This window comes from Bradyrhizobium sp. TM239 (assembly GCF_036247985.1).
Lineage (GTDB): Bacteria > Pseudomonadota > Alphaproteobacteria > Rhizobiales > Xanthobacteraceae > Bradyrhizobium > Bradyrhizobium ottawaense.
In genome coordinates this window covers 22,782-43,469 of record NZ_BTIR01000029.1, presented here as the reverse complement: position 1 = coordinate 43,469, position 20,688 = coordinate 22,782, and the positions used below count along the sequence as shown (strand labels likewise).

Here is a 20,688-nt window from a genome sequence, read left to right as displayed (position 1 = left end):
CCGCCCCTCTTTTGCGCGAAGTCTTGACGTGAAACGCTAGTTTCGTGACGTCTTGAGCAACGGGCAATCACTGTCGCTCAGCGGCAGAAAGGCGTCCTCGGCAGGAATCTTCTCGACGACGTTGTAATAGTCCCACGGCGTCTTCACGTCCGAGGGCTTCTTGACCTCGACGAGATAGAAATCGTGCACCAGCTTGTTGTCGGCGCGCAGCCGCGCGCCGCGCGCGTAAAAATCGTCGACCGGCATCGCGCGCATCTGCTCCAGCACGGCGTTGGTCTCGTCCGTTCCCGCCGCAGAAGCGGCCTTCAAATATTGCGACACGGCGGAGTAGACGGCGGCCTGCGGCGCGGTCGGCATGGCGTTGTGAAGCTTGTAGAACCTTTGGGCGAACGCGCGCGTTTCTTCGTTGAGCGCCCAATACCAGGCGGTGACGGTCGTCAACCCCTTGGCCGTTTCGGCCCCCATGGCGTGCACATCGGTCAGGAACATCAGCTCGGCGACGGCCTTCTGCGGCCCCGCATTCATTCCGAACTCGTTCCATTGCTTCATCGAGGTCACGAGCTGCTCGCCGGCATTGGCGAACGCAACCACCTTGGCTTTGGAAGCCTGAGCCTGCAGCAGGAAGGAGCCGTAATCGGCATTTCCCAGCGGATGAAACACCGCGCCGAGCGACTTGGCGCCCGCAGCCGCCAGCACGCGCTGGGACACCTCGACCATATTGCGTCCGAACGCGTAGTCCGACGCGATGAAGAACCAGCTGTCATAGCCTTGCGACACCAGCCTTCGGACCGATCCGGCGACCAGATTGTAATTGTCGTGCAGCCACATCAGGCCGGTGCGCGAACATTGCTTGCCGCCGATCTCGGTGGTGCCGACCGCCGAATAGATCACGATCCTGTTCTTGTCGCGCGCGATCGACTGGATGGCGAGCGCGACCGCGGAGTTTCCGACGTCGGCCACCATGTCCACGCCATCCACGTCGAACCATTTGCGGACGATCTGGGCGCCGATATCCGGCTTGTTCTGATGGTCGGCGACGACGATCTCAGCCTTTAGCCCCGGCGTTGCACGTTGAAAATCGTCCACGGCCATCCGCGCGGCGACGACGGAGCCGGGCCCGGCCAGGTCCGACAACGGTCCGGCCTGGTCATTGATGATGCCGATCCTGACCACGCCACCGGAGAAATCGGCGGCCACGCTCCGTTCGGCGAGCACTGCCGGACCCAGCGCCAGGATGAGGCCGAAGGTCAAGCGGCAAAGCCGGCTGCGCGACGATAGCAATTCTCCAACACGACAAGGCGCCATTGCCCCCTCCGCTTCAGCATCCCGACGGCATGTCGGCGATGATCGATCGATGTCCCCTCGCCGACCGCGCACCGAGCACCGATCCACGCGGCACACGGCCGGTCGAAGCTGCCGCGCTATCCCTGCCGCTCGACGGCCTTCCTGACGAACTCCAGCCGCCGCGCCTGTGCCGGTGCAACCCGTTCCTTCATGGCAGCGACGATCGCCGCCGGCGCCGTGTCCGGCGAGCCGGCCGCAAAGGGCGGTGCGGGATTGTACTCCATGCGCAGCTGGATCATCTCGGCCGCTGCACGGCCTCGCAACATCGACACCAGGGTGAGCGCGAAGTCGATGCCGGCGGTGATGCCGCCGCCCGTCATGCGATTGCGGTCGACGCAGACCCTCTCCAGCGACAGCTCGGCTCCGAAGTACGGCAATGCATCCCTCGCGGTCCAGTGCGTGGCCGCGCGATATCCCTTCAACAGACCGGCGGCGCCGAGCACGAGCGAGCCGGTGCAGACCGAGGTCACGTATGTCGCGCCGCTCTCCTGCTTTCGCAGAAAGGCGAGAACGTCCTCGTCCAGCATCAGCTCGTCGGTGCCGTAGCCGCCGGGAACGCAGATCACGTCGAGCTGCGGGCAATCGGCGAAGGTGACGGTCGGCGTCAGCGCGATCACGGAATCGCTCGGCACCGGCTCGATGCGTTTCCAGACCAGATGCACCGTCACGTCGGGCAGGCTGGAGAAGACCTGGGCGGGACCGGTGAGATCGAGCTGGGTGACGCGCGGAAAAACCAGAAGACCGATCTGCAACGGGCCCGACATGTCCAACCTCGACAACGCGCTTGACGGTTGCAGCCTGCCATGTTGGCCTTGCGGTCGAAATGGCTTAATTCCCTCAATTCTGGACACGCCCATGATCGGCTTCCTGATCTTTCCCGAATTCCAGTTGCTGGACGCGGCCGGTCCGATCTCGGTGTTCGAGATTGCCAGGCGTCACACGCCGGATGCGCCGCGCGTGATCACGGTCGCAACGAAGGCGGGTGCCGTGCGCAGCTCGTCGGGCATCGAGATGCTGGCGCGCCATCTGCGATCGGCAAGCTCGGTCACGACGCTGTTCGTGGCCGGTGGCGAGGGCGTGGAAGCCGCCGCGCGCTGCAAGACGACGATCGCTTTCATTCAGCGCCTGGCGAGCCGCGGCGTGCGCATCGCCAGCGTTTGCAACGGCGCCTATCTTCTCGCGCAGGCGGGACTGCTGGACGGCCGCTGCGCCACCACGCACTGGTCCTGCACCCGCGATTTCATCGGACGCTATCCGAAGGTGAGGCTCGAACCGGACCAGATCTTCATCCGCGACGATCGGGTGTGGACGTCGGCCGGCATCACGGCCGGGATTGATCTCGCGCTCGCCATGATCGCGCAGGACCATGGCGAGGAGGTCTCGCAAGCGACGGCGCGACAGCTGGTGCTCTATCATCGCCGCAGCGGCGGACAATCGCAGTTCTCGAGCTTGCTCGAGCTCAAGACGCCGAACGGCCGCTTCGGCAGCCTTCTTTCATGGGTGCGCGAGAATCTGGATGCGCATCTCACGGTCGAGGCGCTGGCCGAACGCGCCGGATTGAGCGCACGGCATTTCGTCCGCTCCTTCACCGCCGAGACCGGATCCACGCCGACCAAGGCGGTCGAGCGCTTGCGGGTCGAGGTGGCACGCGAGCGGGTGCAGTCCTCCGGAGAGGCCATCGAGCGCGTCGCCCAATCGACCGGCTTTCGCGACCCCGAGCGGATGCGCAGGGCCTTCATCCGCGCATTCGGTCAGCCGCCGCAGTCGCTGCGACGCGCGGCGCGAAGCGCGTGAGAAGCGGCCTTCAGGCCGGCATCGCGCGTCGATGTCGCGCGTCCCGCTCAACCAAGGCGAAGCCGCGCCCTTCGTTCCCGGTCACGCCAGGCGCCGCGGCAGGCTGTGGTGAATCGTGCAGGCGGCAAGCGCGGCGTGGCCGAATGCGACCGAGATCTGATGCAGGTCGGTGACGACGTCGCCGATGCCGTAAAGGCCGTCAACCGAGGTGCGCTGATGGTCGTCGACCTTCAGATAGCCCTCCCCGGTATGCTGGGCGCCCAGCGAGACCGCGAGCTGCGAACGCACCTCGGCCCCCATCGCCGGGTAGACCGTATCGAATTGCATCGTCCGGCCATCGGCGAAGACGGCCTCGAGGCCCCCCACCCTCCGCCGCAAGCGCAGGTCGGGCGCGAACACGATGTCGACGCCGGCCTCTTCCAGCTCCGCTGTCGCGCTCTCCTCGTCATCCTGTCCGGTTGCGAGCAGCGTCACCTCGCGCGAGTAGCCGCGCAAGGAAAAGCGCCTTGCCAGCGGCCCGGCCAAGCGGGCCGACGACGCCGATGCGGCGACCGATTGCCTCGAAGGCGTCGCAGACGGGACAATAGCGCAGCAGCCCGTCCGCGACCGCGGCGCGCCATTGCTCGAACGGCGGATGGCTGTCGACGATGCCGCTGGCGAGGATGACGGTGGTGGCCTCAAGCGCGCCGCCGTTCCAGATCACCTGAAAGCCGTTGCCGCGCCGCTGCAAGGCGGTGACCTCGGCCTCCACGCGCGCGACGGCGAGCTCGCCCAACTGCGCCGACATGCGCGCGATCAAGTCAGAACCTGATAGCCCGTGGACGAAGCCGGGAACATTGTGGCTGCGGGGGATCAGCGCGGCACGGCTGGCGCCAGTGTCCACGACGCAGACGCTGCGGCGGAAGCGTGCCAGATAGATCGCGGCCATCAGCCCGGCGGGGCCGCCGCCGACGACCAGGCAATCAAACCGCGCGCCGGTCATTTGGGATTCGGGTCCTGCAACCCGGTACCGGGCTCCTGAAGGCACCCGCTCCTAGCCAGCCGGACTGCGTTGCCGAGCGCGCGCGCCGCGTTCAGCTCCATCGCCTTGGCCGCGTCGGCCTTCTTGCCATGAGTCGAGGTTGGATCGGGATTGCCGCCGTCGGCGCAGACCATGCGGTCCATCATCGCCTTGAGCCCGGAAGGCACGTGGTACCAATTCACCGGGGTCACGATCAGGATGCCGTGGGCCGCGACCCACAGCGGGTAGATCTCGTTCATCCAGTCGCCGGTCTGCCCCAGCGAATAGTTCGGATAGCAGCTGCACGGCCAGTGGCAGAGCGGCATCGCGGTCGAGACGCAGGATTTGCAGGGATGAATGGTCTTGCCGAATTCCGAAGCCAGGCGAAAGAGATCGAGGATGTCCACGGCAAATCCCATCTCGACGAAGACCGGTTCAGCCAGCTCGACCAGACGCCAGGTCTTGGACATCTCGCCGGGACAGGTGTGCTCGCTGCGGGCCGAGCCGTTGATGACGAGAATGCGCGGCGTCTCCTGCGCGTCGTCATGCCGACGCTGCGCTGCCAGGATATTCGCGCGCGCATCGAGCCAGTCGACGGCAATGTCGTAGTCGGGATCGGAGAAACCTGCGCCCGCCTTCCGCGTCAACGGTGCCTTGCGCGAATGGCTATAGGCGTCCCAGGCGGCACCGACGACGGCATCGAGCTCGCGCTGCAGCGGGGCAAAGGCGGGATCGATGAACTGACGCTTGTAGCGGCGCTCGAACTCCTCGCGCGACAGCTTGACGGGCGGCATTCCTTTGCGAACGTCGGCTTCCGTCATGCTGGCTCCCGATGAAGTCGGTATCGCCCGACCAACCCGGGGCACAGCGTGCGGTTCCCATTGCTCCGTCGCGACGGCTCAGTTCCGACGGCCCTACTGGCGCACGACCCTGGCCGGCGACTCGAATTGTGCGATCCGCTGGTCCAGCCGCCACAGCTCGATGCGGTGGACCAGCACGAGCGAAGCGGCCTCGCTCTTGGCCTCCTCGTCATTGTCGCAGACGAGATTGATGCATCCGAACACATGCCCGTCCGGATCGATCTGGAACGCGCGGTAATGCTTGATACTCCGCATGATCATCCTCCGCGCCTTGGGTAGACCGGCGCACTCAACCAGTCCGTCAGGTTCGCGGTCACTTCGTTTTGCTCGGCGCGCTGCAGCAGCATCTCGCGCTCACTGCCAGGCGGCAGGCTGCGCGCGCGCTCGCGGGCGTTTTCGGCAAATGCGGCCAATCGCTCCTGGAGCGATCGGGTCTGTTTGTTGCGGTTGCGTTTGGCGGTCATTGGACTTCACGGCTATTCGGTTGGACGGAAATCGGCCCCGGCCGGGATGGGGCGCCGGGGCCCAGGTTCTCTTGTCGCTCGAGTGGCTTGCCGGTTGGGGGCGGCCCGGCCGGGCAATGTTCTTAGCTTCGGCCGCGACGGCGGGTTCCGGCATTTCAAAAAGTTAACGCTGCGCGATTTTGCGCGAGGACGGCCGCACGGCATCGTCACTCGTTCTCGCGTGCCGTTCGTCACGACAATCGACTGCGCCGGAACCGAATTGCGGATTCGCCTGTTCATGAAGGACTTGAAGGAGGATCATCATGGCAAAAACAGCAGGGAAGCGGCCGGGCTCACCGATCGGCCGCAAGGGACCGCGCAAGCCGCGTATAAGCGCCGCGCGCGCCAGCCCTGGACGCCCTCGGATGTGAGCAAGCTGAAGCAGCTCGCGAAGGGAAACACGCCGACCGGCGTGATGAGCCTCAAGCTTCAGCGGCCGGTCGCGGCCATTCGCAGCAAGGCCCATCGTGAAGGGATTTCGCTGAGGCCGGTCAACCGCTCGCCCTACAACCGGCGAACCAAAGCCGCGAAACGTCGTTGACGGAAGGCACCGCCGGGTGACAACCGGACACAACGGGGACGATGGACGTGGCGCTCATTTTTCCGGTTTCTGCCCACGACACCAGCGCATCGGTACGCGCCGACATCTAACCCGTTCCCGGCGGTGCAGCAGCCGCTTCGCTTCGGCGGTCAGACGTATCACCAGCGGATCCGTTTGCTTCACTCGACGCCGCGTCAACGGGCGTTCTCCCTGATCACTGGGTCGGAGCGCTCCGTAGCGTGCTCACCGATTGAGGTCATCGCGCGTAGGCGAGGCTCCCACAACGTTCCAGAAGCGGACGGCTGCGTGCCGGGGCCAGAAGCAGGAAGGGGATCTGCAAGACAAGCCCGCTTGCGTAACATGGGTTAAATTAGTCGGTGGCCAAATCTGCTAATTTAGGAACGTGGTAGGACCGCCTGGGATTGGTGCAAATGGACAACTATCGCCGGCTGCAGAAAACCTGCGAGAGCCAGGCCGCTCTCAGCTCCTCACCCGCAACGCGAACTGCGCTGCTGGAAATGGCGGAGGAGTATCGCAAGCGCGCCGAATCCAACGCGTTTCAGGGGCCCGAGCCAGCCAATCCCGGGCGCACCGAAAGCCTCGGCCAAACCAGCCGTCCCACTCTGATCAAGTGAGTCGATAGAGTTGCAGATAGTTCGGCGCGAACAGCGCCGCTGCCTTGAGCGCGTCGAGATCGTTGACGGTCAGAGTCCGATCGCGCAGCACGATCAAGCCCGACGCACGCAGCTCCTGCACGGTCCGGTTAAGGTGCACCACCGACAGCCCGGTAGCGTCGGCAAGGTCCATCTGCGTGACCGGCATGACGCAGGAATTGCCGTCGACCATCCCGACGGGACGAAGCCGCTCGAATATCTCGCAAAACAGATGCGCCACCCGCTCCAGGGCCGTGCGGCGACCAAGGTTGATGGCCCATTCGCGCTGGATGGCGTTGTTGACGAGGGTCTCGCTCCAGAACGCTTCGGCGAGCGAGCGATCGCCCATCGTCAGACTCTCGAAACGCGCGCGCTTGATCTCGGCGTAGACCACTGGCGTCATTGTCGCGATGGAATGGTCCATCGCGGGGAGCAAGAACGCGTGCGCGTCGCAGCTCTCGCCCGGAAAGATGAAATTGACGATCTGGCGCCGGCCGTCCTCGAGCGTCTTGTAGCGGCAGAGCCAGCCCGATAGCACCACCCGGACGCTATCGACGGGATCGCCCTCCGAAATCAGGTCTTCACTCGCCCCGGCGCGCTCGAGACCTTCGAGCAACGCATATTCGAGCGACGCACGGGCCTCCGTCGACAACGGCCGCAGCACGTTCAGCCGGCGAATGACCAGCTCCACAAGGCTGCGATCGGAGGTCGACAAGGGCATCAATCAGCCACCGCCGGTGTGTGGAACGTGCGCTTGCTCCGCGGAATGGCGATCGTGCATTGCAGCCCCGCGGGGTCGAATGCCAGGGTGGTCTGCCCCTTGAATTCGAACGCGAGCGTGCGCTCCAGAAGCTCCGTGCCAAAACCCTTTCGAAGCGGCGGCTTGACCTGAGGCCCTCCGCACTCCCGCCATTTGAACACCAGCTCCGCGGGCTGGGCGCCTTCATCGAGGCGCCAGGAGATTTCAACATGTCCGCTCGGCTGGCTCAAGGCGCCATATTTCAGCGCGTTCGTCGCTAGCTCGTGGATCGCGAGCGCGAACGTTTCGGCGACCTTGGGCTGGAAGCGCACCTTGGGACCTGAGACCCGCATCTGCTCGCCCTCGCGGGCATTATAGGCGAGAAGCTCCTCGACCACGAGATATTCCAGGTCGACACCGCCCTCCGGATCGCGTGTCACCAGCGCCTGGGTGCGGGCAAATGCGTTGAGCCGTCCGTCGAGATGGGAAGCATATTCCTCGACAGTGGTGGCGGATTCGGCCGAACGGCGGGCGATGGAGCGCACCACGCCAAGCGTATTACGGACGCGGTGCTGCAGCTCGGCCAGCAGCAGGCGCTGCCGCTCCTCGGCGCGGGTGATCGCCGGAACGTCGATGAAAGTGATGACGACGCCGGCGATGACATCGTCGATGCTGCGATAAGGCAGGATGCGCACGATGTAGCGCGTGCTGCTGTCCGACGCGCTCAGCTCGCGCTCGGCGCTCGCAAGCGTACGCAGCACGCGGCGGATGTCGTCGTAGAGATCCTCGATCGGGATGCGCGCCTTGATGTGAGCGATGGGCCGGCCCGTGTCGGTCTCGACGAGATGCAGGATCTGGGTAATCGCCGGCGTGAAGTTCATCACGCGAAGATCATGGTCGAGAAAGACGGTCGCGATGCGCGTGCTCTCCAGGAAATTCCTGAGATCGCGGGTGGCGCGCGTCAACTCCTCGACACGGTGCGTCAGCTCGCCGTTCACGGTGGTCAGCTCCTCGTTGACCGACTGCAACTCCTCAGGCGAGGTTCCGAGCTCCTCGTGGGCCAAATGTAACTCCTCGTTGAGAGACTGGTCTTCCTCGTGGACGGTTTCAGCTGCGCAGAGCTTCTCGCGAATGTAGCCTGGTAGTTCGTCTGGGGCGTGCAGTTCGCTCCCGGGACGCTCGACATGCCCGGCGTGCACCGGCTCCTACCAATAGCAGAAATCGATATTCTCCCAACGGATCAAAGGCAAATGACGAAGGAGTCGCGTTCGCCCTTGGAACCCGCCTTGGCCTCCCTCGTTGGTAGCACGCCGGCCCCGACCCTTGGTTTCCCATCGGTTGGCAGGCTCGCGGGAGGGATCATGTCCGTATTACCCTCGTCGTCTCGTCAACGCGCGCCGCTGACGGGACGCCGCATCCTCGTCGTCGAGGACGAATATTTTCTTGCCGATGACATCGGCAAGGCGCTGCGCGCGCTCGGCGCGGAGATCGCCGGTCCGGTCGGCCATATCGAGGATGCAATCGAGATGCTGCACGACGGCGGCGTTCTGGATGCCGCGGTGCTCGACGTGAACATCCGTGCAAAGCCGATCTTTCCGGTCGCCCGGGAGCTCAGGGCACGCCAGGTGCCCTTCGTGTTTACCACGGGCTACGACAGGATCAGCATCGAGCCGGAATTCCAGGACGTGCCGATCTGGGAGAAGCCGATCGACGTCGTGGCCATGGTGCAGAATTTGGCGAGCCTCCTCGACGGTCAACCGGCATGGCCGCAGCAATCATCGCCTGAACCGGCTGCGCCGAGCGAGCCCGCAACCAAGCGCGGATCAGAGCAGATGCGCGAAGGCGAGCCAGACGGTCACTGCCAGGCACAAGACGACGGCGGCGTAAGGTAGCGCGACGCGCAAGACGGCAAGCCTTTCCGCGTCAGCTCATCATCATCATCCAGGCGACGGCCACCGTCATCACGAGAAAACCCGTGATCGCAGTCGCGACAAAGGCCCGTTCGATGCGGTCCATCGCCATCGCAGCCCCCTTTCCAGCCCACGCAATGTGACCGCTTCGGGGCCGCCGCGCATTAGGCTATGTGAATCGGCTTTCCTGCTTTTGCCGGTCCGCCCGTTCAGCCGCGCAGCGCCGCAGAAATTGCGACGACCTCGCTCTACGACTTCGCCGTGCCCGGCTCGGCCATCTTGCGATGCTGCCTGGCCAGCATCTCGTTCGGCGTGACGTTGGCGACCTTGGTCTGGATCTTGTTCTTCAGTCCCGTGACGACATCGGACTCGCCGCGCAGCATCGCGTCGAAACCGGCCTTGGCGACGTCGTAGGCGCCGTCCTTCTCCTCGGTGCCGACCTTGGTGTCCATCATCCCGGCGCGGCGGAAGAACTCGGTCTCGGTGGCGCCCGGCATCAGGCAGGTGACGGTGACCCCGCTGTCGCGCAGCTCCTCGCGCAGCGCGAAGGAGAATGAGTCCAGGAACGCCTTGCTGGCGTTATAGGCCGCCTGGAAACTGCCGGGCGTGAAGCCGGCGATGGAGCCCGTGATCAGGATTCGCCCCGACTTGCGCCGCAGCATCTCGTTGCCGGCGCGATGGATCAGATAGAGCGTGCCGGTGATGTTGGTGTCGACCAGATGCTTGATCCTGGCAAAGTCCTGATCGAGGAACGCCTTGCCGAGGCCGACGCCGGCATTGGCCAGCAGCGCATCGATCGCCGGTCGCCGACCGCGGCGCAGAGCCTGTCGACGCCATCGGTGGTGGCGAGATCGGCTTCAACGGCCTCCACGCTGACGCCGAGCCTGCGCAGATCGACCGCCACCCGCTCGATCATCGGCTCGTCAGCCGCGATGACGAGGTTGAAACCTGCCTGGGCGCAGCACCTTGCGAGTTCCAGGCCGATACCGGTGGAAGCGCCGGTGACGATTGCGAGTTGATTGGCGGGCATGAGCGTATCCTCGCTTGACGTTGATCACGCCCAATCACTGCCTTGCGCTCTCGTTCCTATCCGCGTCGCGATTTGCGCCAGCCGGTGCTGTGCGAGGAATTTGCGCGCGGCGTAGCAACCATCGTTCACCCCTCGACTTAGATGCCAAACTGGTTCAGTCGGGAGAATGGAAGATGAAGGCGCTGGTTTGGCACGGCAAGGAGGACATCAGGTGCGACACCGTCACCGACCCGGAGATCCAGGACCCGCGCGATGCCATCATCAAGGTCACCAGCTGCGCGATCTGCGGCTCCGACCTGCATCTCTTCCACAATTTCATTCCGGGCATGCTGCCCGGTGACATCATGGGCCACGAGACCATGGGCGAAGTGGTCGAGGTCGGCTCCGGCGTCGAAGGCAAGCTGAAGAAGGGCGATCGCATCGTCGTGCCCTTCACGATCATCTGCGGCGAATGCGACCAGTGCAAGCGCGGCAATTTTTCCGTGTGCGAGACCACCAATCGCAAGCGCCATCTGGCCGACAAGGTGTTCGGACACGCGACGGCGGGCCTGTTCGGCTACACGCATCTGACCGGCGGCTATCCCGGCGGCCAGGCCGAATATCTCCGCGTGCCCTTTGCCGATGCCACCCACATCAAGGTGCCGTCCGGCATTCCCGACGAGCAGCTGCTGTTCCTCAGCGACATCTTCCCGACCGGATGGCAGGCCGCCGTGCAATGCGACATCGAGCCGACCGACACGGTCGCGATCTGGGGCTGCGGTCCCGTGGGGCAGATGGCGATCCGCAGCGCCATCCTGCTCGGCGCCAACCAGGTGATTGCGATCGACTGCCTGCCCGAGCGGCTCAGCATGGCGGAAGCCGGCGGCGCCACCACCATCAACTTCGAAACCGAAAGCGTGGTGGAGCGGCTGAACGAGCTCACCGACGGCAGGGGACCGGAAAAGTGCATCGACTGCGTCGGCATGGAATCACATGTGATGGCCTCCCTGCCCGACACGCTGCTCGACCGCGCCAAGCAGATGGTGATGGCGGAGAATGATAGGCCGCATGTGCTGCGCGAAATGATCTATGTCTGCCGCCCCGGCGGCATCATCTCGGTGCCGGGCGTGTACAGCGGCCTGTCCGACATGCTCCCGATGGGGGCCTTCATGAACAAGGGCCTGACGATGCGGACCGGCCAGACCCACGTCAACCGCTGGACCGACGATCTGCTCCGGCGCATCGAGGAGGGTGAGATCGATCCCTCCTTCGTCATCACCCACACCGTCCCGCTCGAACGAGGACCGGAGATGTACCAGGTGTTTCGCGACAAGCGCGACTCCTGCGTCAAGGTCGTGCTGAGGCCCTGAAGGAGCAAGCCATGTTTCATTTCTCCAACATCGTCCGCACCAAGGGCGACCCGACGATTATCGAGGGCGGACCGAGCCTGAAGCGGCCGGAAGATCAGCTCGCCCGCGCGCTCGGCTGGTTCAGCATCGGTCTTGGCGTCGTCGAATTCTTCGCGCCGAGACGCGTCACGGAAACGCTGGGCATGGAAGGCAATGAGACGCTGGTCCGCGCCTTCGGCGTGCGCGAGATCCTGGCCGGGATCATGTCGCTGTCGGTCGACAAGAACGCCGGCCTGTGGGCCCGCGTCGGCGGCGACGGTCTCGATGCCGCCGCGCTGTTGTCGGGGTTGACGGCCGACAATCCCAGGAAGGGCAATATCGCGCTGGCGCTCTTGATGGTCGGCGGCATCGCCATGCTCGACTACCGGGCCGCGCAGGACACCAAGCCGAGGCGCCCGCCGCGCGACGCACGGCGCAAGCTGTATCCGAACCGCAGCGGCTTCCCCAAGGGCATCGAGAGCGCCCGAACCGCGGCCAGGCAGATCGCAGCGCCCGCCAAAGCATGACCAAGGCATGACGCGATCCGCGCTGAGGGCCGCGAGGAACCATCCGCGCGCCAGAGCGTCTGATCAACGCCTCCGACGTCCCCCTGCCGGAGGCAGACTGCACGAAACCGCGACCCCGGCGTTCACCGCCCCTTCAGGCGCCGGGGTCAGCGGCGTGAGTCTGGAGGCAGGTCGCTTTGGAGAAAACCGCCTTGGAGACAAGCCGCTTGGAGACAAGCCATGGGCAAGACGAAGGGACTCCGGGATCTGCACGATGACGGCAAGGCCGAGGCCAAGCGCGGCCATCACGAACAGGACAAGCCGAGCGAGCTCAACCCGCTGAAGAAGCTCAAGCGGCTGACGTGAACGCAGAGCCGCGACCAGCACTTGCCAATGCAGCGCGCGCTGACGACGGCCTGTCGCGGGGCACGGGGGGACGACGACGTTCGCGCTGGATTGCCGCCGCCGCGCTCGGCCTGATCAGCAGCACCTTCTCGACCATCGTCAGCCAGCTCTTCGCCGCCCGCATCGGCCGCGATGCCGCAGTCGACTGGATGACGGTTGCCGCCATTCCTGCGCGCGACTGGGCGATCTCCGCGGAGCCGTCATGGAGCGCGATCCTGACCGGGATCGCCTTTCATCAATGGGCGGATTTTTCCTGGGCGCTGGTGTTCTTCGGCGTGCTCGGACGCTGGACCGCCGACTTGCGGCCGGCGACCATCCTGCTACTCGCGCTGCCCTGGGCCGCGTTCTCGTCAGCCACGGAATGGTTCGTGCTGGTGCCGCTGTTTCCGTTCCGGCAGCCGCTGTTCACGCTGCAGCAGCCCTATTGGATCGGCCTGCTCGTTCATGGCACCTCGGCCCTGATGTATCCTCTGTTCGCCCGGTTGCGCTGGAGGCGCGGCGCTGCAGCCGAGCGCGACATCCGCTTCACCAACGCCTGGATCACCGGTGCGCTGGTCGTGATGGCGCTGCTCGGCGCGATCGCGCTGTTCGGCAGCCACGGCTACGAGCCGCCGTGGATGGGCCGCGACAGGGATGCGGACCAGACCTACATCCGTCACATGACAGCGCATCATGCCCAGGGCATCGAGCTGGCCCGGATCGCCGCGGAGCGCGCCCAGGACCCGCATCTGCGCATGCTCGCGATGCTGATGGTCGCGAGCCAGGCCGGCGAGATCAGGATTTTCGAGAACTGGTGGCTGAGCTGGTTCGACACGGAGATGCCCGACTGCAGCACGGAAGAGCGTGCCGCCATGCCGGGCTTCTTGACGCAGGCCGAGATGCGACAGGTCAAGGCCGCGCCGGCGGACCGGTTCGATGCAGTGTTCGTCGAGACCATGAGCAAGCATCACATGGGCGCGGTCAGGATGGCCGACCGGATGTGGCACAGTGGCGGAGACCCGCGCCTGCGCGTCATGGCGCATGCCATTCGCCACGCCCAGCAGGGCGAGATCGCGCTGATGCACGATGCGAGCGGCATTCCGGCCGTCGCCACGGCCGTCCGCAACATGCTCGGCGACAACGTCAATTGAGCTGATCCCCTACTCCCGCCAGAACTCGGCCAATTCTTCCGTTGTCACCAGGTCGACCTGACCGTGAAAGCGGGTGCGGTACATCGTCATGAGCGCGTCGTGCCCGACGTCGGACGAGCTGCACAAGGCGTCCTCGACGATGACGACCCTGAAGCCGAGATCGACCGCGCTCAGGACCGTCGAGAGCACGCAGACGTCCGTCTCAGCGCCCGAGATCACGACCGTGCCGACGTTCCTGTCGATCAGCCGGCCCGCGAGGACGGGATTGCTGAACGCGGAATAGGCCGGCTTGTCGATCACGGTCGCCGGCGGAACGAACTTGCCGAGCGCGGGCACGAGCTCGAGCGCGGATGGCGGCAGATGCTTGCGCGTTGCCTGGCTCCAACGATGAAAATAGCTCTGCCACTGGCCGGGACGATCTTCCGGATCCTGCGGCGTGATAAAGCGCGTGAAGATGGTTCTGGCCTGGTGGCGCGAAACGATCGAGACGATCGCCGGCAGGACCCGTTCCATCCACGGCGTCGCCCACAGACCGCCGGGGGCGAAGATGTTCTGCATGTCGATGCAGAGGTGAACGGCCTCCCTGATGTCGGCCACTTCCGACGTGCTGTCCCTCATCGTCCTCCACCATCAAGCGCATTCGGCGATCAATTGCGAATGCGAAGGCGAAGGCTTTGGTTCCGAACCGCCGCGATGCAGAGGCAGACTTGGAACCCGCGAGGCGCGTTTACGCCGGCGTTGCGGCCGGCGCCACGTCGAGGCGAACCGCAATCCCATTCAGCTCCGGGCTTGGCGCCGGGTAGAGCTTCATGACGAGCGGATCATGGCCGGGGACGATGTGGTCCGCATCAGGTGCCGCGGCGCGCAGCTTGTCGAAGCCCACCAGCATGTCGCCGACATGAAACGCCGTCGTGAACGGACGCTCGCTGGTCATGTTCTCGTAGAAATGACTGACGTCGGAGGCGAGCACGACGGGGCCGCGGCGTGTGTTGACGCGGACGAACTGAAGGCCGGCGGAGTGGCCGCCGGCCGCGTGCACCGTCAGGCCGGGCGCAATCTCGGCGTCGCCGTCGTAGAACAGCACCCGGCGCGCGTAGTTCAGCCGCACGATCCCGCAGATGTCCTCGACCTCGAAGGAATGCGACAGCCGCGGATATTGCATGTAGCGGCCGGTGGCATAGGCGAGCTCGCGTTCCTGCAGATGAAACCGCGCGTTCGGAAATCGGTCGAAATTGCCGGCATGGTCGTAGTGCAGATGCGTGAGGATCACATCCTTGACGCTGCCGACGTCGACATCGAACGCCGCAAGCGTCTCTACCGGGCAGCGCAGGAAATTCCGCCTGCGCTGCCTGGCCACTTCCGCGTTGAAGCCGGTGTCGATGACGAAGGTGCGCCCGCCTCCCCGTGCCAGCCACATGAAGTAGTCCATTGGCATCGGCCCGTCATGCGGGTCGCCGCCGATGAAGTGCTCGCTCCGCTGCGCATCCCGTGTCGCGTAGCGGATGGCGAAGAGCTCGTAGTCCGGGTCAGCCATTGATTAGCTCAGGAGCCTGCCGCGTCGACCTCGTTGAACGCCTCGCGCGCATTGCGGAAAGCGTCGATGCCGGCGGGAACGCCGCAATAGACCGCGACCTGGAGCAAGATCTCCCTGATCTCCTCCTTGGTCAGCCCGTTCTTCAGGGCGCCCTTGACGTGCAGCTTCAGCTCGTGCGGCCGGTTCAGCGCGCCGAGCATCGCCAGATTGACGATCGAGCGCGTGCGCCGGTCGACTCCGGGCCGCGTCCACAGGGCACCCCAGCAGAATTCGGTCGACCATTCGGCCATGGTGCGCGTGAACTCGTCGGCTCCGGCAATCGACTTGTTGACGTAGTCCTCGCCGAGCACCTCTTTGCGAACTTTGAGGCCCTTTTCGAACAGTTCGGTCTTGCTCATGATCGTCCCTTTCAGGTCTTGAGAGTTGCTGGTTGGTGGTTGTTCAGCGCGAGGCCATTGGTGGCCGTAGCGATTGCAGGAGATTGCCGACGTCATCCGCCGCATCGAGCCGCCAAACGGCGTCGATGACGCGGTCCGCATCCCAATCGCTTCGACCTGTGCGTATGCCGTCGCGCAACTTCGCTTCGATGTCGCTGTCTGACAGCGGCGCAGCCTGGCTGCCGCGCGGCGACGTGACGGTTTCCGTGAGCACATCGCCGGAGGCCAGACGCAAGCTGACGCGCGCGGCGCCGTCGGGCATCTCGCGGTCGAGCTCCGCCTTCACCTTCTGCCGCAGCTGCGCGATGTCGGGCCGAACGACGGTCTCCTGCTCGAACTCGGTCACGCCGGCCGCGCCGAGCAAGAGACCGCACGCCGCGCAATGATGAATGCTGACGCGCGCATCGCGCTCGTTATTGACCGGGCGATCGCCGCGGGCGAGCAGCAGCGCCGAGCCCTGCACGATCACCTGCTCGATCTGGTCGATGCGCTCGGCGATCCGCCCGCGTAACACGAGACAAGCATCGATCACCGCGTGAAAGACGATTCCGGCGGGATACGGCTTGTAGGTATTCTTCGCGATCTCCCAGGTCTTGCCGAGACCGTCGAGCAGGCGAGCGATATCGGGCTCGTCGCCCATGGTACGCGCCCAGCCGAGCGGGCCCTCGATGGCCCGCGGCGCCGCCTCATAGCCCTGCTGCGCCAGCAGCGCGGCGAACAACCCGTTCCGCGCAGCGTTGCCGACGCTGACATTCTTGGCGGCACTGGGCAGGTTCTCGACATTGCCCGCCGACTGGCTGGCCGCGAGCCCGATCGCGTTTGCGACCCCCTCCGCGGGCAGTCCTAGTAGTTTCGCGCAAGCCGCCGCCGCGCCAAAAATCCCGCAGGTCGAAGTGATGTGCCAGCCGCGCGCATAGTGGCGCGGCGAAACCGCATTGCCGATGCGGCACTCCACATCGACGCCGAGAATGAACGCCGTCAGCACCTCACGGCCCGTCATCCTGTGCGTCTCCGCGAGCGCCAGCACGGGCGCGGCAACCGGCGCGGCCGGATGAATGATCGTCTCGGGATGGGTGTCGTCGAAGTCGAGCAGATTGGCCGAGATGGCATTGAGAAATGACGCGCATAGCGCATCCATTGGCCGCGAATGGCCGATAACCGTCGATGTCGCGGCACCGCTGAACGGCGACAACGTCCGCATCGCGGCGGTGACCACCGGATCGCGTGCGGAGCCGAGCGCCGTCGCGAAGAAATTGAGGATCGATCGCCGCGCCTCAAGGCTCTGCGCCTCCACGTCCGCCCATGACGCGGACACTACGAAGTCGGCGAGCGTCTTGCTCACACTCGGGATTGAATCTTGCGGCACGCGGAGCGTCTTCCTCGTTTTGTTCGAACCTTATGCCGATCCGCGGCAAACTGTCGACCCCAAAATGTTATGCTTGACAGCTTGTCTGACAATCATAACAATCCCGCCCGTTGGCGCGGGGTCCCCGCTGCCACGACGACGGCGGCCGAGACGGCCGGCCGGCGATGACGATTGACCAACGAGATCAAGAAGGCGCGCCCGTCACGGGATCGCGCGACAGGGAGCAGACGATGGCGGGAGAGATTCTCGGCGTAATCGGCACGGGCCGCATGGGCGGTCCCATGGCGGGACGATTGATGGACGCGGGCTATTCGCTCGTCGTCTACGACACGCAGGCCGAGGCAACTCAGCCGCTGGTCAAGCGCGGCGCGCTCCTCGCCAGCTCGCCGGCCGATGTCGCCTCACGTTCCGACATCGTGCTTGCGAGCCTGCCGACCCCCGACATCGTCAAGGCCGTTGCGCTCGGCCAGGACGGCATCAGCAGCGGCGACCGTGCCAAGATCGTCATCGATCTCTCGACGTCTGGTCCCGGCGCAGCGAAGCTCGTCGCGGAAGGCCTGAAGGCCAAGGGGATGACGCTGGTCGATGCGCCCGTGAGCGGCGGCATCAAGGGCGCCGTCAACGGCACGCTGGCGGTGATGGTGTCCTGCCCGCAGGCGACCTACGAGACCGTGCAACCGATCCTGAAGAATTTCGGCAAGCTGTTCTACACCGGCGACAAGCCCGGCGTGGCGCAGACCGCCAAGCTCGCCAACAACCTGATGGCAGCAGCCGCACTCGTCATTACGTCGGAAGCCGTCGCGATGGGCGTCAAGGGCGGTGTCAATGCCAAGGTGCTGATCGACATCATCAACGCCAGCAGCGGCCGCAACAGCGCCTCCGAGGACAAATTCCCGCGCGCGGTGCTGCCCGGCACCTTCGATTTCGGCTTCGCCACCGGCCTCTCCTACAAGGACGTCCGTCTTTGCGTGGACGAGGCCGAGGCCATGGGCGTGCCGATGGTCTGCGGCGCGGTGGTGCGGCAGATGCTCGCGATCACCAACGCCAAGTACGGCGCTTCATCCGACTTCACCTCGATCGCCAAGGTGCTCGAGGAGTGGGCCGGGGTCGAGATGCGCGGCTGATCGCGCCAGCCTTTCAGGGAGAGCGACCCGCGATGACGATCGACCCGACCGTATCAGGCAAGGTCCCGCTCGCGCGCCAGATGGCGCGGAGCGTGCTTGCGCTGGATATTGGTGATTTCGGGCCGGAAATCGTCGCCAAGGCAAAGCTCTGCCTGCTCGACTTCCTGTCCTGCGCCTTCGAGGCGGGCCATCATCCCTGGAGCCGCCAGGCCGTTGCGATTGCGCGGGCCGGCGGCAGCGCGACGATCATCGGGACCTCGCAACTCTCCTCGCCGGCCGATGCAGCCTTCGCCAATGCCGTCATGGGGCACGGCCTCGTGCGGGAAGACATGCATGCGGCCAGCATCGCGCACCACGGCGTCGTGATCTGGCCGGCCCTGCTCGCGCTGTCGGAACAGACGCCGCTGCGCGGGGACAGGCTGCTCGCGGCCGCCATCATCGGCTACGAGACCGGCGCGCGGATCGGCCGCGCGCTGCTGACCTCGGACCTCGCACGCCTCTATCGCCCGACGGGCCTCGTGGCCCCTCTGGGCGCCGCGCTCGCGGGAAGTTTCGCGCTCGGCCTCTCCGAGGACCAGGCGACCAGCGCGATCGCGATCGCGGCCAATACCTCCAGCGGACTCAACGAGTGGCCGCATGCCGGCGGCTCCGACATGTATTTCCATCCGGGCTTTGCAGCCGGCAATGCGATCAGGGCAATTGGCCTTGCCGCGGCCGGCGCCTTCGGCTCGGAAACGATTCTCGAAGGCGAAGCCGGCCTGTTCGCCGCCTATCGCCGCCAGGCCGCGCCCGACAGCATCGCGCTCTTCCCCAATGGCGAGTGCGAGATCATGGCCGTCTACAACAAGCCGGTGCCGGCCTGCAATTTCGCGCAGACAGCGGCACAGGCCGCGCTTCGTGTCTCGCACGAGCTCGCCAGCGTCGACGAGATCGAGCGCGTCGTCATCCGCGCGCCCGACGCCGCGGTTCGCTATCCCGGCTGCGATTCCATCGGGCCCTACCGCAACGCGCTCCAGGCCAAGATGAGCATTCCCTTCAGCGTCGCGGCGACGCTGGCGCGGGGCGAGATCGAGGAAGAGAACTACGCCGAGCTCGATGATGCCGACATCATCCGCCTGGTCGCGATCACTGAGCTCAAGGCAGACGCAGGCTTCACCGCCGGCTTCCCGGGCAAGCAGGGCGCGGAGGTGACCGTGCAGCTGCGCGACGGCCGGGCCATCCGGCACGCACTGCCCGACGTCATCGCCGCAACGCCTGCGGATATTCGCGCACGCTTTCGCAGTTCGGCAGCCGCAGCCCTCGGTGAGGATCGCGCGCGCCGGCTCGAGCAACTCATCGACGATTGCGAGCAGCTCGACAATGCCGGCGACCTCGCCGCACAGTGCCGTCTGAACGCAACGGAACGGGCTTTACGATCGGCATCATAAGAAATGCCGGAGAGTATTGGGGGAAACATGGTCGATCTGGAGACCAGCTTGGAATTGTCAGCGGCGCGGAGGCGGAGCTGATGGAAGGGTTCTTTCAAGCGCTCGCCGCGGGGCTTCTGATCGGCGCCGTCTACGGCCTGATGTGCGTCGGGCTCGGCCTGATCTTCGGCGTCATGCGCGTCATCAACTTCGCCCATGGCGATTTCATGATGCTCGGCATGTACACTGCCTTCTATCTCTTCACCGCCGCCGGCGTGCAGACGCTGTTTGGCAATACGGTCGGGCCGTTCGTCGCCATCCTCTTGGCCGGGCCCGTGCTTGCCGTGTTCGGCTATTTCGTGCACCGGACGCTGATCTCGCACGTCTCAGGCACGCGCACCGCGTCGCTCGAAGGCGAAGGCCATTACGCCCAGCTCATCCTCACGCTCGGCATCGCGCTCATCCTGCAGAACGGCGGCCTCATCGTGTTCGGCTCGGTGCTGGCCTCGATCCGCACGCCGCTGTCGAGCTCGGCCTGGGAGCTCGGGCCCTTCTTCGACATGAGCATCTTCCTCAACAAGGCCCGCAGCATCGATATGATCGTCTCGCTGGCGATCATGATCCTGCTCTCGCTGCTGATCACGCGGACCCGGATCGGCAAGTCGCTCCGCGCCGCCGCGGACAATCCGACCGCTGCGACCTATATGGGCATCGACGTCGACCGCGCGCATCGCACCGCCTTCGCGCTCGGCTGCGGCATCACCGCGATTGCTGGCGGCCTGCTCGCGACCAACTATCCGTTCCATCCCTTCGTCGGCCTCGAATACGTCATCGTGATGTATGCCGGCGTCGTGCTCGGCGGCATGGGCAGCATCATCGGCGCCTTCTGGGGCGGCATGACGATCGGCCTCGTGCAGCAGATGTCGACGCTGATTCTGCCGACACAGTTGCAGAACGCGGCGATCTTCGCCGTCTTCCTCCTCATCATCTTCTTCCGTCCGCAGGGCTTCTTCGGGCGCATGGTCGAGAGGACGTGACC

Annotated in this window: 20 protein-coding genes and 4 pseudogenes; 11 read left to right on the top strand and 13 right to left on the bottom strand. The window is 65.4% G+C overall.

Annotation, left to right across the window (positions count from 1 at the left end):
• Positions 1–36: 36 nt before the first annotated feature.
• Both AABA84_RS33935 and AABA84_RS33930 read right to left on the bottom strand, forming a co-directional pair.
• Positions 37–1,251, bottom strand: coding sequence for an ABC transporter substrate-binding protein (locus AABA84_RS33935; protein WP_338314296.1), 1,215 nt, complete (start codon positions 1,249–1,251; stop codon positions 37–39).
• 170 nt (positions 1,252–1,421) lie between these two features.
• The gene (locus AABA84_RS33930) at positions 1,422–2,108 is read right to left on the bottom strand and encodes a DJ-1/PfpI family protein (RefSeq protein WP_338314295.1); all 687 of its coding nucleotides are present in this window, start codon (positions 2,106–2,108) and stop codon (positions 1,422–1,424) included.
• A 91-nt stretch (positions 2,109–2,199) separates the two neighbouring features.
• Here AABA84_RS33930 and AABA84_RS33925 point away from each other — a divergent pair, with 91 nt between their 5' ends.
• Complete coding sequence (locus AABA84_RS33925) at positions 2,200–3,138, top strand: GlxA family transcriptional regulator (protein ID WP_338309681.1); 939 nt, start codon at positions 2,200–2,202, stop codon at positions 3,136–3,138.
• A gap of 81 nt (positions 3,139–3,219) precedes the next feature.
• On the opposite strand, the pseudogene AABA84_RS33920 reads toward AABA84_RS33925, so the two are convergent.
• The 4 genes and pseudogenes from AABA84_RS33920 to AABA84_RS33905 form a co-directional block, all read right to left on the bottom strand.
• Positions 3,220–4,120, bottom strand: a pseudogene (locus AABA84_RS33920) (NAD(P)/FAD-dependent oxidoreductase).
• On the bottom strand, positions 4,117–4,959 hold the full coding sequence (locus AABA84_RS33915; RefSeq protein WP_338314294.1) for a flavodoxin family protein: 843 nt from the start codon (positions 4,957–4,959) through the stop codon (positions 4,117–4,119). The pseudogene AABA84_RS33920 and the gene AABA84_RS33915 overlap by 4 nt, the downstream one beginning before the upstream one ends.
• 93 nt (positions 4,960–5,052) lie before the next feature.
• A complete protein-coding gene (locus AABA84_RS33910; RefSeq protein ID WP_338314293.1) occupies positions 5,053–5,253 on the bottom strand; it encodes a hypothetical protein in 201 nt (66 codons plus the stop codon).
• A 2-nt stretch (positions 5,254–5,255) separates the two neighbouring features.
• Positions 5,256–5,462, bottom strand: a complete 207-nt coding sequence (locus AABA84_RS33905; protein WP_212253675.1) for a hypothetical protein — start codon at positions 5,460–5,462, stop codon at positions 5,256–5,258.
• Between the two features lie 94 nt (positions 5,463–5,556).
• Here AABA84_RS33905 and AABA84_RS33900 point away from each other — a divergent pair, with 94 nt between their 5' ends.
• Together AABA84_RS33900 and AABA84_RS33895 are read left to right on the top strand one after the other, a co-directional pair.
• The gene (locus AABA84_RS33900; protein ID WP_338314292.1) at positions 5,557–6,042 is read left to right on the top strand and encodes a hypothetical protein; all 486 of its coding nucleotides are present in this window, start codon (positions 5,557–5,559) and stop codon (positions 6,040–6,042) included.
• 431 nt (positions 6,043–6,473) lie between these two features.
• Positions 6,474–6,677: a hypothetical protein gene (locus AABA84_RS33895; protein ID WP_338314291.1), complete on the top strand. Its 204-nt coding sequence runs from the start codon at positions 6,474–6,476 to the stop codon at positions 6,675–6,677.
• On the opposite strand, the gene AABA84_RS33890 is transcribed toward AABA84_RS33895, so the two are convergent.
• On the bottom strand, positions 6,670–7,416 hold the full coding sequence (locus tag AABA84_RS33890; protein WP_212253688.1) for a Crp/Fnr family transcriptional regulator: 747 nt from the start codon (positions 7,414–7,416) through the stop codon (positions 6,670–6,672). The genes AABA84_RS33895 and AABA84_RS33890 overlap by 8 nt on opposite strands.
• Positions 7,416–8,633, bottom strand: a pseudogene (locus tag AABA84_RS33885) (sensor histidine kinase); the annotation flags it as partial. The gene AABA84_RS33890 and the pseudogene AABA84_RS33885, both read right to left, overlap by 1 nt.
• Positions 8,634–8,795: 162 nt before the next feature.
• On the opposite strand from AABA84_RS33885, the pseudogene AABA84_RS33880 reads away from it, so the two are divergent.
• Positions 8,796–9,185, top strand: a pseudogene (locus AABA84_RS33880) (response regulator); the annotation flags it as partial.
• A gap of 407 nt (positions 9,186–9,592) precedes the next feature.
• On the opposite strand, the pseudogene AABA84_RS33875 reads toward AABA84_RS33880, so the two are convergent.
• Positions 9,593–10,374: pseudogene (locus AABA84_RS33875) on the bottom strand (SDR family NAD(P)-dependent oxidoreductase).
• A gap of 173 nt (positions 10,375–10,547) precedes the next feature.
• Between AABA84_RS33875 and AABA84_RS33870 the strand changes: the two are divergent.
• The 4 genes from AABA84_RS33870 (at position 10,548) to AABA84_RS33855 (ending at position 13,782) form a co-directional block, all read left to right on the top strand.
• Positions 10,548–11,723 carry a zinc-dependent alcohol dehydrogenase gene (locus AABA84_RS33870; protein ID WP_338314290.1) on the top strand — a complete coding sequence of 392 codons (1,176 nt, stop codon included), beginning with the start codon at positions 10,548–10,550 and terminating at the stop codon, positions 11,721–11,723.
• 11 nt (positions 11,724–11,734) lie between these two features.
• The gene (locus AABA84_RS33865) at positions 11,735–12,268 is read left to right on the top strand and encodes a hypothetical protein (protein ID WP_338309687.1); all 534 of its coding nucleotides are present in this window, start codon (positions 11,735–11,737) and stop codon (positions 12,266–12,268) included.
• 219 nt (positions 12,269–12,487) lie between these two features.
• Positions 12,488–12,613, top strand: coding sequence for a hypothetical protein (locus tag AABA84_RS33860; protein ID WP_338309688.1), 126 nt, complete (start codon positions 12,488–12,490; stop codon positions 12,611–12,613).
• Complete coding sequence (locus AABA84_RS33855; RefSeq protein WP_338314289.1) at positions 12,610–13,782, top strand: DUF305 domain-containing protein; 1,173 nt, start codon at positions 12,610–12,612, stop codon at positions 13,780–13,782. Before AABA84_RS33860 ends, AABA84_RS33855 begins: the two co-directional genes overlap by 4 nt.
• A 9-nt stretch (positions 13,783–13,791) precedes the next feature.
• Here the strand turns inward: AABA84_RS33855 and AABA84_RS33850 are convergent, their stop codons facing one another.
• The 4 genes from AABA84_RS33850 to AABA84_RS33835 all read right to left on the bottom strand — a co-directional run bounded on the left by AABA84_RS33850 (position 13,792) and on the right by AABA84_RS33835 (position 17,095).
• Complete coding sequence (locus tag AABA84_RS33850; protein WP_212253698.1) at positions 13,792–14,400, bottom strand: cysteine hydrolase family protein; 609 nt, start codon at positions 14,398–14,400, stop codon at positions 13,792–13,794.
• A 109-nt stretch (positions 14,401–14,509) separates the two neighbouring features.
• Positions 14,510–15,316, bottom strand: a complete 807-nt coding sequence (locus AABA84_RS33845; protein WP_212253700.1) for an N-acyl homoserine lactonase family protein — start codon at positions 15,314–15,316, stop codon at positions 14,510–14,512.
• A gap of 8 nt (positions 15,317–15,324) precedes the next feature.
• Positions 15,325–15,714, bottom strand: coding sequence for a carboxymuconolactone decarboxylase family protein (locus AABA84_RS33840; RefSeq protein ID WP_212253701.1), 390 nt, complete (start codon positions 15,712–15,714; stop codon positions 15,325–15,327).
• Positions 15,715–15,757: 43 nt separating this feature from the next.
• Positions 15,758–17,095, bottom strand: a complete 1,338-nt coding sequence (locus tag AABA84_RS33835; RefSeq protein ID WP_338314288.1) for an MmgE/PrpD family protein — start codon at positions 17,093–17,095, stop codon at positions 15,758–15,760.
• Positions 17,096–17,283: 188 nt separating this feature from the next.
• Here AABA84_RS33835 and AABA84_RS33830 point away from each other — a divergent pair, with 188 nt between their 5' ends.
• The 3 genes from AABA84_RS33830 (at position 17,284) to AABA84_RS33820 (ending at position 20,686) form a co-directional block, all read left to right on the top strand.
• Positions 17,284–18,243: an NAD(P)-dependent oxidoreductase gene (locus AABA84_RS33830; protein ID WP_283814299.1), complete on the top strand. Its 960-nt coding sequence runs from the start codon at positions 17,284–17,286 to the stop codon at positions 18,241–18,243.
• Between the two features lie 32 nt (positions 18,244–18,275).
• The gene (locus AABA84_RS33825; RefSeq protein WP_338314287.1) at positions 18,276–19,670 is read left to right on the top strand and encodes an MmgE/PrpD family protein; all 1,395 of its coding nucleotides are present in this window, start codon (positions 18,276–18,278) and stop codon (positions 19,668–19,670) included.
• 80 nt (positions 19,671–19,750) lie between these two features.
• Positions 19,751–20,686, top strand: coding sequence for a branched-chain amino acid ABC transporter permease (locus AABA84_RS33820; RefSeq protein ID WP_338309695.1), 936 nt, complete (start codon positions 19,751–19,753; stop codon positions 20,684–20,686).
• Positions 20,687–20,688 lie beyond the last annotated feature (2 nt).

Bases quoted from the DNA above. Each gene is read 5' to 3' on its own strand.
- AABA84_RS33930 (WP_338314295.1), bottom strand. From the start codon at position 2,108: ATGTCGGGCCCGTTGCAGATCGGTCTTCTGGTTTTTCCGCGCGTCACC.
- AABA84_RS33925 (WP_338309681.1), top strand. From the start codon at position 2,200: ATGATCGGCTTCCTGATCTTTCCCGAATTCCAGTTGCTGGACGCGGCC.
- AABA84_RS33915 (WP_338314294.1), bottom strand. From the start codon at position 4,959: ATGACGGAAGCCGACGTTCGCAAAGGAATGCCGCCCGTCAAGCTGTCG.
- AABA84_RS33910 (WP_338314293.1), bottom strand. From the start codon at position 5,253: ATGCGGAGTATCAAGCATTACCGCGCGTTCCAGATCGATCCGGACGGG.
- AABA84_RS33905 (WP_212253675.1), bottom strand. From the start codon at position 5,462: ATGACCGCCAAACGCAACCGCAACAAACAGACCCGATCGCTCCAGGAG.
- AABA84_RS33895 (WP_338314291.1), top strand. From the start codon at position 6,474: ATGGACAACTATCGCCGGCTGCAGAAAACCTGCGAGAGCCAGGCCGCT.
- AABA84_RS33890 (WP_212253688.1), bottom strand. From the start codon at position 7,416: ATGCCCTTGTCGACCTCCGATCGCAGCCTTGTGGAGCTGGTCATTCGC.
- AABA84_RS33870 (WP_338314290.1), top strand. From the start codon at position 10,548: ATGAAGGCGCTGGTTTGGCACGGCAAGGAGGACATCAGGTGCGACACC.
- AABA84_RS33865 (WP_338309687.1), top strand. From the start codon at position 11,735: ATGTTTCATTTCTCCAACATCGTCCGCACCAAGGGCGACCCGACGATT.
- AABA84_RS33860 (WP_338309688.1), top strand. From the start codon at position 12,488: ATGGGCAAGACGAAGGGACTCCGGGATCTGCACGATGACGGCAAGGCC.
- AABA84_RS33850 (WP_212253698.1), bottom strand. From the start codon at position 14,400: ATGAGGGACAGCACGTCGGAAGTGGCCGACATCAGGGAGGCCGTTCAC.
- AABA84_RS33845 (WP_212253700.1), bottom strand. From the start codon at position 15,316: ATGGCTGACCCGGACTACGAGCTCTTCGCCATCCGCTACGCGACACGG.
- AABA84_RS33840 (WP_212253701.1), bottom strand. From the start codon at position 15,714: ATGAGCAAGACCGAACTGTTCGAAAAGGGCCTCAAAGTTCGCAAAGAG.
- AABA84_RS33830 (WP_283814299.1), top strand. From the start codon at position 17,284: ATGACGATTGACCAACGAGATCAAGAAGGCGCGCCCGTCACGGGATCG.
- AABA84_RS33825 (WP_338314287.1), top strand. From the start codon at position 18,276: ATGACGATCGACCCGACCGTATCAGGCAAGGTCCCGCTCGCGCGCCAG.
- AABA84_RS33820 (WP_338309695.1), top strand. From the start codon at position 19,751: ATGGAAGGGTTCTTTCAAGCGCTCGCCGCGGGGCTTCTGATCGGCGCC.